This window comes from Sellimonas caecigallum (assembly GCF_019754295.1).
GTDB lineage: Bacteria > Bacillota > Clostridia > Lachnospirales > Lachnospiraceae > Sellimonas > Sellimonas caecigallum.
On the sequence record NZ_VIRV01000001.1, the window covers coordinates 358115 to 373758 of the forward strand.

The window sequence follows — 15644 nt, forward strand, 5'->3', positions numbered from 1 at the left end:
TTGTTTACCTTCTCATCTTTCTACTCCACTGTTACCGACTTTGCCAAGTTTCTCGGCTTATCCACGTCGCACCCTCTCCCTACAGACACATAGTATCCAAAAAGCTGAAGTGGTATGATAGCCAAAGAGTTGGCAAAATATTTGTTTGTTTTTGGAATATATACCACATAGTCTGCTGCCTTTTCCACATCCGTATTTCCGGTGTTGGTTACAGCCATGACGAACGCTCCTCTCGTCTTTACCTCGACAATATTGCTGATTGTCTTCTTGTACAGCTCTTCCTGTGTAACAAGTGCGGTTACCAGAGTGCCATCCTCAATGAGCGAAATAGTACCATGTTTCAGTTCTCCTGCCGCATAAGCTTCAGAATGAATGTAGGAGATTTCCTTCAATTTCAGGGAACCTTCCAGGGAAATCGCATAGTCAATTCCGCGCCCGATAAAAAAGATATTTTTTGCAGCCAGATAACGATTTGCAAATTTCTGTATACGGTCTTTGTTATTGAGCAGCATTTCCACCTGCGCCGGAATCTTTTTCAGCTCCGTGATCATTTCTTCCAGTTCTGATTCTGAAATCATCCCCCGGACTTTTGCAAACTTCATAGCCAGCAGATACAGGGCAATGAGCTGGCAGCTGTAGGCCTTTGTCGTTGCAACTGCGATTTCCGGTCCAGCCCACGTATACATCACATTGTCTGCCTCCCTGGCAATAGAGCTTCCTACGACATTGACGATGCCGAGTACACGGCGGCCTCTTGCTTTTGCCTCCCGCAGTGCTGCCAGAGAATCTGCCGTCTCGCCGGACTGGCTGATGACTACTACAAGCGTCCCTTCATCCAGAATCGGATCTCTGTACCGGAATTCCGAAGCAAGATCCACCTCCACAGGAATCCTTGCAAGCCCTTCAAAGACATATTTGCCCGTCACACCTGTGTGATATGCTGAACCGCAGGCAACGATCATGATCTTTCGGATTTCCCGGATATCACCATCGCTCATTCCCAATTCATCGATCACAATATCGCCGTTTTTCAGCCGTGGGGAGAAGGTGTCTGTGATCGCTTTCGGCTGCTCATACATTTCCTTCAGCATGAAATGCTCATATCCGCCCTTTTCCGCTGCATTTTCATCCCAATCGATGTGCACCGGCTCTTTTTGAAGCGGTTCCTCATCGACTGTAAAGAATTCCATCTCGGATTCTGTCATCCGGACAATTTCTTCGTTTTCGATAAAGTACACGTCTCTCGTATACTTCAGTACTGCCGGGACATCAGATGCTATGATACTGCCTCCTTTCGTATGACCTACGATCAGAGGGCTGTCTTTCCTTACCGCGTAAAGCTCATTCGGATGATCTTTAAACAGAATCCCCAGAGCATACGAACCTTCCATACGATGCATAATTTTCGTCACTGCTTCCAGCGGATTTCCTCTGTAATAATAATCCAGCAGATGGGCAATAACCTCTGTGTCTGTCTCGGATACAAAAGTATAGCCTTTCTTCTCCAGTTTTCTTTTCAGCTTGATATAATTTTCAATGATTCCATTATGTACAACCACAATACTTTCATCGCTGTTGGCGTGAGGATGTGCATTCATGTCAGACGGGGAGCCATGCGTGGCCCATCTTGTATGGCCGATTCCAAGCTTTCCGGGCAATTTCTGCCCGTCATGAGTCTGTTCAGTCAAAACTTTTAGTCTTCCCTTCGTCTTTGCGACATTTACTTTCGTACCGTCATATACGGCAATTCCCGCCGAATCATATCCTCTGTATTCCAGCTTTGACAGGCCGCTAAGCAGAATCGGGGCAGCCTGTTCTGTTCCAATGTATCCAACAATACCGCACATCGTCTTACCTCCATATATTTGTACTATTTACCTTGTTTTTTGCACTTTTATGTTCAGTATTGTATCATCAAACACCATATTTGTAAACCCCAAATTTGATTTACTGTGAAACAGGAAAAGTTTCGTTTGCGCAAATGCCCATCCTATACAAAAACGGCATGGCCCGAAGGTCACACCGTTTCTTTTTTAGAGATCAATAAAATCGATGGAAAAATCATCGTCATCGTCATTCTCTTGCTTTTTCACTTTTCTTGCAGACGTACGACTCTGCTTTCTTACCGGTCTTCTTTCCTCATACTCTTCTTCATAATTTTCATAATCATCATCATAGTAATCGGAGTCATAGTCTTCTTCATAGTCTTCATCTTCGTAATCATCGTAATCGTCATAATCCTCGTCTTCGTAATCGTCGTACGTTTCATCGTACTCCTCTTCGAAGTCTTCATCATAACTTTCGAAGTCATCGAAGTCATCATCCTGTGCCGGTTCTTCTTCTCTTACATCTTTTGCCAGGCTCGGCTCTGGAATCTCCTGATGTACTTCCGGGACAGCTTCTGCCGCTTTTCCTTCCTTTTTGCCATTCAGCTCGTCCAGCTCATCGTAGACGTCATCCAGTTCAAGATTTCTGCGGTGCAGCTTGACTGCCAAAATGATGATCAGGAGCAGGAAGATCAAAATCGCAAATGCTGCGCCAATCAGCACATATTCAATATGATCTCCGGCAAATGTGGTAATCTTACCGATGATACCTGATGGAGTATCTGCGGACGCAGATGCAGCAGACGTTGGCTGTCCATAATACTGGTATGTCTGATCTTTCGAATCATATTTGTATAATGCCTTCTCTCCATCTGTGTTTACCGTATAGAGAAGGTAAAATCTGTCATTCTTAGAGTCATGCCATGCCGGTACAGAATGATCGTCAGAAATCTCCAGTTCTACTTTCGTGTATCTTGCTGGAAGCTCCACATCTTCCACATCGTCAAGAAGAATAATGGAACTTGTCTCGGACAGGTTGATCATCTGCATCGGAGAACATGCATTCTTACTCTCATTGTAGATATAAAATGCCCCCTGATTGCTGCTGTCCAAAAGATACAGAAGCTGAAGATCGCCTTTTTCCTGTTTTGCCCCTTTTACCGTTTCTCCATCATAAGTGATATCTGCTGCTGCAAAGCCAGATGGAAGGGCATTTTCCGGGAAATCAGAAGCAATCGTGTACTCTTCACTTCCCACTGTGATCTTCTTACTGCTTGCCTGCGCGGATCCTGAACTACTCGTCTGGCTTGCTCCATCGCCTTCCACGATTGCAATATCCGCATATCCTTCTTCCATATCAAGCGTTGTTCCGTCTTCCGCTGTCACTGTGGCACTCTGCTGACGCATTCTTGTCTCTCCCTGGATCAATGCCTTAAATGTCATATTAAATTCCAGGAGATCCTGTCCCTGCACGGTTCCGGAATACTCGATGGTTCCGTCTCCATTATCTGTCACACCAGTGTCGCCGCTTACAAACTCCATCGCTGAAGTATCGTACTGCATTGTAATGTCGACATTCCCGAGATTTCCGCCTCGATTTTTGACGCTGCCCTTTATGGTAAATTCTTCTCCGACTTTGACATCGGTTAGGTCTGAAAAGAATATAATACCATCTGCTGCCTGCACGGCAAGCTGTACGCATGGCACCATCAGACAAACCGCCAACAGCATCGCTGCCAATCGTTTCATCGTCTTCATAAACTGTACCTCTTCTTTCGTCTCAGATTTATACATTGTACTCTAATTATCATACACGTTTTATAATAAAATGTCCAGAAATTCTCTCATTAATTCCTTGTCTGTTTTCCTTATCTTTTTCTTAAGACTTATGAGATTCCATGACACAAAAATCCGATCCCCATATAAAAAGAGCACATACCGCATCCGATACATGCCCCTTTTTCTCTTATCACAGTCTTATAACGAGATGTAAGCATCCCCATTTCCTTCCGGAGCTTTTCCTCCTTTTTCTACAAGCTGAATCTGAATAGATTCAATTCGATAAGAAAGCCCGCTTGTCCCGGCCGGTTCGCCGTTTTTTGCCCAGCCAAGCCAGGCAAGTTTCTGCACATGAGCACGATAATAAACGTCATACTCTTTTGCCATATCGCCTGTCAGACTGATCTCGATGGCTTCCATCCGTTTTCCAAGGCCCGGTGTCGCGGCAGTCGCGCCGTCTGATACCACATTCTGCCAACCAGTTCCCTGAATATGCGCACGGTATTCTACCATACCTGATGACGGCTGATTCTGAAGAGCAATCCGGATCCCTTCCAGTCTAAGAGAGCTTCCCGTAGATCCCATCTCCGCTCCATCTGTTACCGGATCGATCCATCCTTTTCCTTCTACATACCCGCTATAGCTGATGGAAGCTGGTTTCGTACTGTCATATTCTTTATAGCAGTTTTTCTGTTCACCCGGGGCATTTCCTCCCTTTGGCACAAGCTGGATCTGCAGTGCTTCCAGGCGGTAGCTGTAACCGCTTGTCCCAGCTGCCTGTCCATTCTTTGCCCAGCCAAGCCAGCCAAATCGTTGAGCGTGCACCCGGTAATAAATATCGTAATGTTCAGCCATAGTACCGGTAAGGTTGATGGTAATGGCTTCCATTCGCTTGCTCTGTCCGGTCGTTCCGGACAAATCTCCATCGGATACTTTACTCTGCCATCCTGTCCCCTGCACATGAGCACTGTACTCCACTGTTCCAGCATACGGCTGATTGTCAAGTGTCACTTTCATGCCTTCCAATCGGAGAGATTCTCCCGTCGTTCCGGCCTCATTTCCGTTTGCCGAAGACTGCCATCCTTTGTCCTGCACATGTACTTCGTATTTGATCCCTGCCGGTTTGGAGCTGTCATATTCTTTGTATGCATTTTTCACGGATCCAGGGGCACTTTTACCTTTTTCTACAAGGCAGATTTCAATTGCTTCCAGGCGATAGCTGTATCCTGCCGTTCCCGCCGGTGCATCATTTTTTGCCCAGCCAAGCCAGCCAAAATTCTGCGCATGCACTCGGTAATAAACATCATAGTTTTCTGCCATCTCTCCGGTCAGCCGGATTTTCAGAGCTTCCAGCCGTTTGCTTTGTCCGATGACTCCGCCTATTGCATCGTTAGATACGTAATCCTGCCATCCATATGTCTGTACATGAGCGCTGTATTCAATATTTCCGGCATATTTCTGTCCGCTTAATTTGATCTTCACTGCCTCCAGCCGTTTGCTTTGTCCTGTTGTCCCGGCTGTCGCTCCATTGGACACATAATTTTGCCATCCATATGTCTGTACATGAGCGCTGTAGGATACGCCTTGTTCTGCGGCCGGTGGTTGTGCGCCGGATCCGCCCGTGCCGCTTCCGGTATTTACTTTTGTTATGTAGTCCTGGCTCGCATATGCATACATCTGATTGTAATCATAGTTTCCTGTGTCTGTCCTTACGGTCTCCCGCGCGCTGTCCAAAACCCCATCGCTTTGGACTTTGTAAAATCCGGATATCGGATCGTTTTCCAGCAGTATGAATGTGTAACCCGGATTTTTTACTGTGGAATAGAGCTTTGTGGCAGATGCGGATCGTTCTTTTCGGACATTGAGCGTTGTGTAACCTGCAGTCATCACATCTTTGACACCAAGAGTGTAGCGTCCTGCATCTTTGTTTCCGGCTGCCTTGTCCAGATTCCATGCCACATTGGCCGCCTTTTCTCCCCAATAAGGGTCTGAAGCATAGTGAACGTTAATCCCGGCTGCCTTGTTTCCGAGGAATCCGCCTTTATAGTAACTGTACCCCGGGCGAAGATATCGCATGGACATATACGTCTCGGAAAAATCCTTGATACATGTGGATACGTCCGCATAGTAATTGGCACTTTCTCCTGGGGAAGAATCTACTGCATTTAGTCCAAAGAGATTATTTTTTGTCTGAGCGATATTACTCTTTCCCCAGGCACTCTCATTTGCCGCCACACCTGTCATCAAAAGAGCGTTGGTTCCATATGTATTCTGTTTGTTGATGAACTCACTTCCCATATTGTACATCTTGGATGAAGAATCTGTCTTGCTGTTGATCGCAGCATTCAGTTCCGATGCACTGAACGCGGTCTTGCTCCTCATTGGAAGGAACTGAAAATAATTATAAAACGGCTGGGATGGATTCACAGAAGCTGTTCTTCTCCCTGCAGAGTAATCACTTACCATATCGGTAAGCTTATCTTCTGTATAGAAATAATGTCCATCGTAACTGTAATACTTTGCCCCGCTTTTCAGATAAGACGGGGCCGGTCCGTTGTCCAGTGTACTTCCGTATGTCCCATTCTGCATGTTTGTAGCAATATAATGGATCAGGCGCCCATTGGACACTGTGTAATAGCTTACCGCTTTTGCGGCTGAAAAATCCACAATCTGGACATCTGATGCATTTACAAGACCAATGGTTCCGGAAAGCATAAACCGAACTTTTCCGTCACTCTCGCCAAGATAAATCCCATCTGCCCCATACGGTCCGTACGTATACCCGGACTGGTTGGTCCCTTCCATCGTAAAACTGGTCGTCTGTCCGCTGGGTTTCGTGTTAAAGTTTACAAGCTGAACAGCCGATGATCTTGCAGCTCTTCTCCCCGTCTTCTCTTCCACGATACCGCTTTCCTGCTCTTGCTCCAGCACAGTACCGTCCGTCTGCATCCCTGTGACGGATTCAATTCGCTGTGGGTTTTCATCTTTCAGTGTCTCTTCGGCCTGCGCAGTTTTTACTTCTCCGATTCCTGTGAGCAGTAAAAATGCTGCGAGGAATATGCCTGCTTTTTTCCAGTATCTCACATTTTCCTCCTTACTGTAAATCCTCTTTTTAATCTAGTCTTCTGTTTCTGTCATATGGAGATCTGCAATCATTCGGCGGTACATTTCTTTCAGTCCATATTGCGGCTTCCAGCCGAGTTTACAAAGTTTCTCCGCGCTTAAATGCATCTTCACATCAGGGGCGTAGCCGTATGTCTTTGCATCCTGCGGGATATCAAACACAACTTTTGATCTCCCTTTGCCAAATTCTTCCGCTACCATCTGTGCCATCTCTGCAATGGTTCTTGTCGTCTCCTCGTTGCACACGTTGTAAGCCTGACCGACATCCCCTTTTTCCAGAAGAAGTGCGATGGCGCGAATGACGTCTGCCGTATAGCAATAATTTCCATAAGACTTGCCTGCTGTGTGAAGGACGATGTCTTCCCCTTTCACAGCACTTCTTGCAAACTGTGCATAGACACGGTTGTCGCTTTTTTGCACGCCCGCACCAAATGTCTGTGCCAGTCTAGCGATTCTGACCGGGACATGGTATTCATCGGCGTAAGCCGCACACAGGCATTCTGAGATTCTCTTTCCTTCTGAATAGCTGCTGCGGACATTCAGAACATCGATATATCCAAGATCTTCCTCTTCGACCTTCTCAAGCTTCGGGTTCGTCTGTCCATACATTTCCATAGAGGATAAATATACCATTCCTTTGCATTTTTTCTCTTTCGCCAGCTCAAGAATGTTTTTTGTTCCCTGGTAAGATATTTCGATAGTCTCCACCGGATTATCCACAAAGAACTTTGAAGTGGTGGCGCTGGCCGTATGGACGATATAGTCTATCGCACCGTCGATTTTGACCGGCTCGGCCAGATTTCCCTCAACAAGCAGCAGATTCGGATCAGATACTGCGTCCTGAAAAACATCTTTTGCCTTCTCCAGGCTGCGGATAAATCCGATGACTTTTATCTTCTCTCCCTTGTTCGCATGCACATTGTAGTAAAGAAGCGCCCGTACCATCAGAGATCCGATAAGCCCTGTGGCCCCTGTCAAAAACACTGTGCTTCCAGCCAGTTTTCGAATAGATTCTTCCCTGCTGATCATCTCAAAATCTTCTGTCAATATTCCCTTCACTTTTGCTTCCCCTTTCCTGTATTTTTCTATACACCGAAAAGCTGTGAATTTTCATCGGCTTCCACAAGCGCCTTGAATGTATAGTAGTCCATCGGCGTTGTGATCTTGATATTTTCCATTGGTCCTTCTACAAGATAGAGTTCCTTCCCATAATGGGACATCATGGAAGCAGAGTCGATGAAATCGCTTTTTCCTTCCATCCTTGCTTTCTCGTGATTTTCAAGGATTTCATCCAGGAAAAAGCACTGAGGCGCCCTTGCAAGCATACAGTCTGCTCTCTCGATAATCTGATCTACTGTCTTTTTATCATCGGAGCGGATGATCGTCTCGATAGCCGGAGCCACCGTCACGGCACTTCCTTTTTCTTCCGTCATGGCAATACATTCGGTTATCAATTTTCTGTTGATCAGCGGCCGTACGCCGTCGTGAACCAACACCACACATTTTTCCTCCCGGGCGATTTCTCTTGCGGCACACAGACCGTTGTAAATAGACTCCTGTCCGCTCTCCCCGCCTGGAACGATCTTTGCCACTTTTGTCAGGCGGTACTTCTCCACCAGCTCTTCCAAAAAAGGAATCCATTCTTTCACGCAGGCGATGGCGATGGCGTCAATCTCACTGTGACTCTCGAAATGTTCCAGCGTATAGACGATGATCTCTTTTCCGTACAGTCTCAAAAACTGTTTGGGAAGCGCTTTGCTGTTCATTCGCTTCCCGATTCCCCCGGCAAATACTACTGCAATATGTTTCATCTTCAATCACACCTCTTCTATCTTTTGCCCATTCTTTTTTTCAGGAAAATAAAACGTGCATACACTCTGGAAACATTCAGAAGAAGGCTGTACTTTCCTTTTACAAAAAGCCGGACGACACCTTTCTTCGTCATGGACAGCCTCTTGTCGCTTCCTTTTTTCTGCACATCACGAAAGGCTTTGCTTTTTCTCAGCTTTCTCATAAAGTCTGTAAGTTCAGACTTCGTCATATCATTGTCGCTTCTGCTGAGGAGCATCAAAAACTCCGTTAAATATTCCGCAGATTTTTGTATCCAGTCTGAATGGAAATCCGGATTCGATTTCAGATGCTGAAAAAGCTCATACTCTGCTTCCGCAGAGAGAAGACAGGAATAAAGCATATTTCGGTTAAATTTCTTGAATGTGCTGTGCTCAAATCTCTGATAGTATTTATAGCCAATTTCCGGATTTAACACTTGCTTTCCGGCAATTTGGAAAATCTCATAATTTAATACCCGGTCTTCAAATCCACATTTGATAGATGTGTCGAATTTGAGATGATTTTCCGTCCAAAAACTCTTTTTGTACATACCGTTCCAGATATAGCTGAAATAACGTTCTTTTTCTGCTACTGCATAATATTTCGCCGCGTGTTCTCTGTCGAAAACTCTGAATTTTTTGAATACATTTGCCCGCTTGTCCACATATCCGTTCGCAAACGATTCTTCAATACTGCATCCATACTTTACTACATCGGCGTCATATTTTTTTGCAAGTGCATAGTTCTTTTCCAACACATCCGCAGCCAACTCATCGTCGTTGTCGATAAAGACCAGATATTCTCCTTCCGCGTGATCTACCGCAAAATTTCTCGTAGCACAAATGCCTTCGTTTTCCTTGTGGAATACTCTCACTCTCTTATCTTCTTTGTATTTATCGCAGATTTCTCCGCTTCTGTCTTTAGAACCATCGTCCACAAGCAGAAGTTCCATATCTTCCATCTTTTGATCAAGAACGCTCTTGATGGCCGTCTCAAGATATTCCTCCGAATTGTATACAGGCATGATGACGCTGACCTGAATCTTACTCATTTTTCTTCCTCCGAACTAATCATATTTATGTACCGTTGCCCTGAGTTTCCTTGTCAGAAACCATTTGTATAATTTCGCGATGACTACGACGGTACGGTCGTGCTTCTTTGCAAACTCCCAAAGCACGATTGCTTTTTTCTTGTCTCTTTGCCATATCTCTTTCCAAGTTTTTTTGTCAAATTCATACTGAAAGGCAGAATACTCATGGAGATGGGAGATATACTGCGTTCTTCTCTTCATGTTCCAGTCACAGTTCCTGTGATAAAGCTGTACCATAATCGGGATAAGATGGTGTTTTGCACTGCTGATGACAGACTCTGTACTTCTGCTTTCAAGCCCCATTTTTTCTTTTACTTTCTCTTCAATCATACCACTTCGGACAAGACCGTTGAGACTTTCGATATTGAATACGCTCGAAGTACTTGTGGCATAACGTTCATAGTGCTTAAAATATACCCCTGTATTTGTAGCAAACCGCTTTGTGTGCACAAGAAACTCCAGACAAAAGGCTGTATCCTCTTCCCCCTGCTTAAACTCTGTCCGAAAATGCAGACGGTACTGGTCGATGACTTCCTTCCGGAACAGTCCGTCCCATACAGGAGAAAAGACATTGCGATCCCGTAGTACATAGTAGTTTTTTTTCAGTTCTTCCTTGTCATAAAATCGTTTTTCCAGTTCTCTTACGTCTTTTTTGATAACTGTGCCTTTTTCATCAATTGTCTCCGCAATCCGCCCGGATTTTACCAGATCAGCATCAAATTCTTTTGCCACTTCGTAATTATCCTTCAGCCATCCTGGCAGACAATCATCATCCTGGTCTGCAAAGGCAATATATTCTCCTTTTGCCTCTTTAATCCCCGCATTTCTGGCCCCACAGATTCCCTGATTACTCTGATGGATTACCCTTACTCTCGGATCTCCTTCTGCGATCTTGTCGCAAAGTGCCGCAGAATTATCTTTTGACCCGTCGTTTACAAGGATCAATTCGATTTCCTTCAAAGATTGGTTCAGAATCATTCCTGATGTGCGCTCTATAAATTTCTCGCCGTTATAAACCGGCATAATCACACTAACTTTTATCATATATATATCCTCTGTTTCTATCGGTTAAAAATACGTTTTTTTACCTCATGGACTGTTTCTTTCAAGAACTCTCTCTTCCACACAAGATAAATCAGGTACATACACAAATACAGACCTGTGGAAAGCCATGATTGGATATTCCAGCTGATCAGGATAAATCCCCCTGCCAGGACGCATTCCGCAGCCATATCCTTCCACAGGGAAAAGTGCAGTGCTCTGGACAGCAGTGCCTCCCCAATACAGCAGCGAATTCCCATCAATACCGGAAGCATTGCAATGGCAAACGTCAGATTATCCAGAAGATAAACTGTAATTCCTGTTCCTATAAGCGTGATTCCCACGGAAATCCAGTTGATGATCATAAACTGTTTCTCTCTGCGCAGTGCTTTCAGATACGTGCTGATCAGCAAAGTCAGCTTACTCTCAAACACACACATCGGAAACAGAAGCGCCATATACTGAAGACTCTCCGCATATTTTGGCAGCCACCAGGAAAGGATCACTTTTGCAGGATAATAGACAATCAGAAGTCCAAGAACAAAGATCATGAGAATGTTCCTCATCTTGGTATATATCTGAACATAATGCTCCTCATCCATATTTTTCAGCATCGGATAGATTACAATACTTACCGCACTGATAAAGGCCAGAAGAAGATTGGACGCTGTGATCGTCAGAGAGACTTTTCCGAATACTTCCACGGACCAGTGATTTTCAATGGCAAACCGCACGATTCCGACAAGAAGCTGCCCAGCAATGTTGGCGATCATCAGCTTGATTCCGATACTTACATTGTCCCACGCTTCCCGGATTCCATTTTTCCAGTCTATTACCTTTCCTTTGACGATATCTTTACATTCTCTGGAAAGAAGGACAAGAGTCAATCCCCTGGCAAACAAATCTGCCCCGATCAGAATCTGAAAATTCCGAATACCCGCTGCAAGGAATCCAATTACCAAAACAGCATAGACGATCTTTTCCAGCAGATAGTTTCTCGCATAATCCACAATCCTGTTTGTAGTCTGCAGAAGATACTGAAGAAACGTCCGCGGAATCTGCAGGACACAACAGAATGCTACCGCCAGAAGCACAGCTTCTTTATTTGCATCATCGCAGAACAGATACGTCGCTGCACCAAAAATGAGAGCAAGGATGATTTCAAATATAGTCAAAAGCCAGAACTGGGAATGAAAATATCCTTTGTCCAGCTCACTGTATTTTTTCCCGCCAAATTTCAGATATACTCCGTCCGCCCATCCAAAATGAAAGAATCCCACATAGGACGCATAGAAAAGATACAGCTGCCAGTATGAATATTCCTTTACTCCAAGTATTTTAGGGACAAACAGCACCAGTATCATAGATACCAGTGTATTTGTCCCGTTGGCCAGCACAGAGTATGAAAGATTTTTTACTACACTTCCAACTTTCATAAATACCTCACTTTAAAAAACACTTTTATAGATCAGCACATTCATTTCTCCTGCTGACATAACAAGATAGATCAGATCAGCGCCGATTACTGCAAGCAAAAGCAGCGCCTTTTTCCATTTTACTGGTTCCGTCGTCAACAGATTTGGTATAAAAAAGATGGAACACATAAAAAAGTAATATACAAATCTCTGATATTCCGGAAGCCATGTACAGAACATGGCCATAATTGTTCCGATCATCGTTGAGTTAAAAAAGATCCTGTTGTTCTCATCTGTGCGATTTTCTCTGCTCTTTCCAATCAAAAACAAAATCACAAGCTCACTGACAACAATCATTGTCAAATATGGTATATTCAGCGAGTACGTTTTTGATATATAGTTTGACTGCAGATATCTCGGCAAAAAAGTCTTAAACAGAAATGTCAGAATATCTGTCAGGAAAAAGTTGATCGGCAGTGCGCACATGCTAATGACGAAATAAAAAGAAAATTTAATCTTTTTATCCAGTATAAAGTAAAACGGTATCATTACCAAGGCGGTAAAATGAAAACTAGCAGCAAGAAGGATACAAAGCGCATACTTCCAGAATTTCTTTTTCCGGATATACTGCATTCCCCACAGCACAAAGCCCATCGTAACAAACTGTCTGATCTGATTTAGCCCGAGAAGAAAGAAATAACCGCTTGTAAAAAACAGCAGGTAACTGAGCACATAATTTTTCGAATACTTCCAAACACACAGAATCAGCAGGGCATATGCGATAAAACACGTAATAAAATATACCCACTGGAAATCCAGTCCTGCATCAATAACAAAAATATTGATCAGCTTGTACGCGATATCCACATCCTGCTCTCTTCCGGCCGCGATATTCTGATAATATCGGTAATAATTGGCATAATCGTTTCCGACATAGGACATTCCCGCATTTACAATATACATAGGGATAAAAGTCCCTGCCATCGCCAGCGCAGCAGCAGCATACTGAACTTTATTCTCACAAACTGTTTTTCCTGCTGACACACACCTTTTCCTGCTTTTCTGCCATGCCCAGGCAAAGACGAGTGTGAACAGCATCATAATCATATAGGTACGAATAGGTCACCATTCCTTTTTATTCGACTCCAACGACACCGACAATCTCAACATCGTATTTGTAAAAAGTCTCCATTTCTTGTTTAATTTCTGATTTGATTGTTCTTCCGATTACTTCGACAAGAACCACTTCACCAATTTCCTTTGGATAATCTTTTCCAGAAATAAGTGGAGAAGGTACAAACAAAAACCGTTCTTTTCCTTCTCTTGCATTCAAACATTTACTCAGCGCTCTGGCAGTTTTTTCTCCTTCATTCGCACAAATCGCTATTTTTCTGTCATCACTGTATTTCATATGAACATCAGACAGGATGATATCAGCCAGTGTCCCCATATCGGAAAATGCCGTCTTATTTCCTTCCAGCCCTGCGATTGCTTTACGGATTAGTCTGCTAACCACTCCGCCCTTCTTTGCGTAGTAAAGCCCATATGTTCGCAAATCAACAAACTGAAGCTGTCTCCATACGATAATCTTTCTTGACATCATATACATCAAAAATACAATGACCAGGGAAACCACAACACCCAGCACTACTCCCCAGACACATCCTTTGATTGTCTGCACGATTACCGTACGCATGGACATAGTAGAGACAGATGTACTTCCAGCTCCGGCGTTCCTTGTCGGGGAAGCCCCAGCTGAGATATCAGGGAGATCATAACGAATAGCTTCTGAAACTTTTGAATATTCAAAATCTGGATACTGCTCTCCTACTCTCGCTGTAAGCATCTGTTCATAGTCATTTACTACTTCTTTTGAAAAATCTTGGTTCAGGGAATAGAATCCGATTGTGACGTAATTCTCATTAACCGTGACGTTGAACTGTCTGCGGAAATCGTATTCCACATATTCGTAATTCTTTTCCTTATCAAGAATATATCCATACTGAGACATCTGTTTTCTCATCTCATCGCCATACACTTTGGCCTGCTCAAAATATTTTGCATGCATTTCTTCCATGATAGTTTCATCATTTTTCAAAGCATTGTACGCGTATGCGATTTCTTTGCCCCTGTCTATGCCAGTCTCTCCTACCACCTCGTAATTCGGCCCGACATTGATACTGATCTCCGCCCAGCATTTCAGCGGCTCCGAAACTGTCGCTTCCTGAGTTGGTTGTGCAGGCTGGTTCTGCTGTGCTTTATATGTTCCGTAAAGATCCTTAAAACGGATCCCTGCGAATCCAATCGTTGCAATACAGATAACAAGAATGACCAGCTTCAGCTTTCGCATAATATAAGCAATAAAATCATTCAAATCGTAAAAATTTTCCATATACCTGTCCCCTTTCCTATAATACTCCCTCTATCCTCTTTGCCACGATCTCTGCTGCATGACCTGTCTCCCGGTACCCAAGGAATTTGTGATGCTCTTTTATCTTTTCATTGTTCTTGTTCTCATCAAACGAACAGATAAGACTCTGAAGCTCTTCGTTTGTTTTTGCAAGCGGAAATGCCCATGTCTCTGGATCCGTATAAAAATTTCTCTCCCGGCTGTATTCTTCCAAATCCGGCACAAAGAGAAAGCCAGGCCGAAACATCAGGGAATAATCCCATATTGTAGAAGAATAGTCCGTAATAAAAACATCTGATGCCAGAAGAAGTTCCTGCATATCCGGATAATCACTGGCATTGATGCAGCCATCATATTTTGCTTTTTTGACAAAATGATGTTTCCGCATCAAAAATACCCATTCTCCTCCAAAACGTTTCCTGAGAGCTTCCAGACATCCTTCTGTATCCAGCTCAGAAGTGAATTTGGCACTCTGTTCCTCGCCCCGATATGTAGGCGCAAAAAGCACAATCTTTTTCCCTTCCTGGATACCAAAATAGTTTCTGACTTTATTGAGAATCTCTTCTTTCCGACCTGCCAGCAGAAGATCATTTCGCGGCATTCCACACTCAAGAAACCGTTTCTTCGGGACCATCTTTGCTGTTGTCATAACCTCAGAAAATTTCCTGCTGCTGGACAAAAATACATCCGTCTGCCTTCCACATATTTGATTGATCTTGAGATCCACCGTGTGCTGATCCGTGATAAAATCCACTCCTGATCTTTTGTATGCACCGCCCCCATGCCAGGTGTTGATAAACATCTGAGATTTTCTCTTAGGCAGAAAGCTTCCGAATCCATCATTGCTGATCAGCACTCTCGATGTCAGCATGAAGTAAAGATCTTTCAAAGTTCCAGGTTTCACATATGTAGTATCCTTTTCCTGCGATACTCCGTCATACTGCCATACATATTCGTATTTTTCCGGATACTTTGTTTTTAAGTACTTGTAAATATATAGAGGATTGCATCTGATCCCGCTTCCTCGGTCTGCGGACAAATAGATTCTATTTTTCTTTACTGGTACGAGATAGAATGCCCTTAACCCAATCCGGCAGGCATATATCATCATCAATTTCAGATATTTCACT

At 43.9% G+C, this 15644-nt stretch carries 11 protein-coding genes; all 11 read right to left on the bottom strand.

Going from position 1 to position 15644, the window contains the following annotated elements; all coding sequences use genetic code 11:
• Positions 1 to 20: 20 nt before the first annotated feature.
• Positions 21 to 1847, bottom strand: a complete 1827-nt coding sequence (glmS, locus tag FLB61_RS01725; RefSeq protein WP_221919233.1) for a glutamine--fructose-6-phosphate transaminase (isomerizing) — start codon at positions 1845 to 1847, stop codon at positions 21 to 23.
• 186 nt (positions 1848 to 2033) lie between these two features.
• Positions 2034 to 3584: a cohesin domain-containing protein gene (locus tag FLB61_RS01730; RefSeq protein WP_221919234.1), complete on the bottom strand. Its 1551-nt coding sequence runs from the start codon at positions 3582 to 3584 to the stop codon at positions 2034 to 2036.
• Positions 3585 to 3803: 219 nt separating this feature from the next.
• The gene (locus FLB61_RS01735; protein WP_221919235.1) at positions 3804 to 6689 is read right to left on the bottom strand and encodes a glucosaminidase domain-containing protein; all 2886 of its coding nucleotides are present in this window, start codon (positions 6687 to 6689) and stop codon (positions 3804 to 3806) included.
• 33 nt (positions 6690 to 6722) lie between these two features.
• Positions 6723 to 7787: an NAD-dependent epimerase/dehydratase family protein gene (locus FLB61_RS01740; protein ID WP_288722538.1), complete on the bottom strand. Its 1065-nt coding sequence runs from the start codon at positions 7785 to 7787 to the stop codon at positions 6723 to 6725.
• A gap of 26 nt (positions 7788 to 7813) precedes the next feature.
• Positions 7814 to 8539 (bottom strand): IspD/TarI family cytidylyltransferase, encoded by a 726-nt coding sequence (locus FLB61_RS01745; protein WP_087200125.1) that lies wholly within the window; start codon positions 8537 to 8539, stop codon positions 7814 to 7816.
• A 17-nt stretch (positions 8540 to 8556) separates the two neighbouring features.
• Positions 8557 to 9609 (bottom strand): glycosyltransferase family 2 protein, encoded by a 1053-nt coding sequence (locus FLB61_RS01750; protein WP_087200122.1) that lies wholly within the window; start codon positions 9607 to 9609, stop codon positions 8557 to 8559.
• 15 nt (positions 9610 to 9624) lie between these two features.
• Entirely contained in the window at positions 9625 to 10692 is a 1068-nt protein-coding gene (locus FLB61_RS01755) for a glycosyltransferase family 2 protein (protein ID WP_221919236.1), read from the bottom strand.
• 17 nt (positions 10693 to 10709) lie between these two features.
• Positions 10710 to 12125: a lipopolysaccharide biosynthesis protein gene (locus FLB61_RS01760; protein ID WP_221919237.1), complete on the bottom strand. Its 1416-nt coding sequence runs from the start codon at positions 12123 to 12125 to the stop codon at positions 10710 to 10712.
• A 12-nt stretch (positions 12126 to 12137) separates the two neighbouring features.
• Positions 12138 to 13148 carry an EpsG family protein gene (locus tag FLB61_RS01765; protein ID WP_158096519.1) on the bottom strand — a complete coding sequence of 337 codons (1011 nt, stop codon included), beginning with the start codon at positions 13146 to 13148 and terminating at the stop codon, positions 12138 to 12140.
• A gap of 91 nt (positions 13149 to 13239) precedes the next feature.
• On the bottom strand, positions 13240 to 14496 hold the full coding sequence (locus FLB61_RS01770) for a hypothetical protein (protein ID WP_221919238.1): 1257 nt from the start codon (positions 14494 to 14496) through the stop codon (positions 13240 to 13242).
• 16 nt (positions 14497 to 14512) lie between these two features.
• Positions 14513 to 15643 carry a CDP-glycerol glycerophosphotransferase family protein gene (locus FLB61_RS01775; RefSeq protein WP_221919239.1) on the bottom strand — a complete coding sequence of 377 codons (1131 nt, stop codon included), beginning with the start codon at positions 15641 to 15643 and terminating at the stop codon, positions 14513 to 14515.
• Position 15644 lies beyond the last annotated feature (1 nt).

What these genes read in the sequence shown, in the direction of transcription:
- FLB61_RS01745 (WP_087200125.1), bottom strand. Translation starts at nt 8,539, where the DNA reads ATGAAACATATTGCAGTAGTATTTGCCGGGGGAATCGGGAAGCGAATG.
- glmS (WP_221919233.1), bottom strand. Translation starts at nt 1,847, where the DNA reads ATGTGCGGTATTGTTGGATACATTGGAACAGAACAGGCTGCCCCGATT.
- FLB61_RS01755 (WP_221919236.1), bottom strand. Translation starts at nt 10,692, where the DNA reads ATGATAAAAGTTAGTGTGATTATGCCGGTTTATAACGGCGAGAAATTT.
- FLB61_RS01730 (WP_221919234.1), bottom strand. Translation starts at nt 3,584, where the DNA reads ATGAAGACGATGAAACGATTGGCAGCGATGCTGTTGGCGGTTTGTCTG.
- FLB61_RS01760 (WP_221919237.1), bottom strand. Translation starts at nt 12,125, where the DNA reads ATGAAAGTTGGAAGTGTAGTAAAAAATCTTTCATACTCTGTGCTGGCC.
- FLB61_RS01770 (WP_221919238.1), bottom strand. Translation starts at nt 14,496, where the DNA reads ATGGAAAATTTTTACGATTTGAATGATTTTATTGCTTATATTATGCGA.
- FLB61_RS01750 (WP_087200122.1), bottom strand. Translation starts at nt 9,609, where the DNA reads ATGAGTAAGATTCAGGTCAGCGTCATCATGCCTGTATACAATTCGGAG.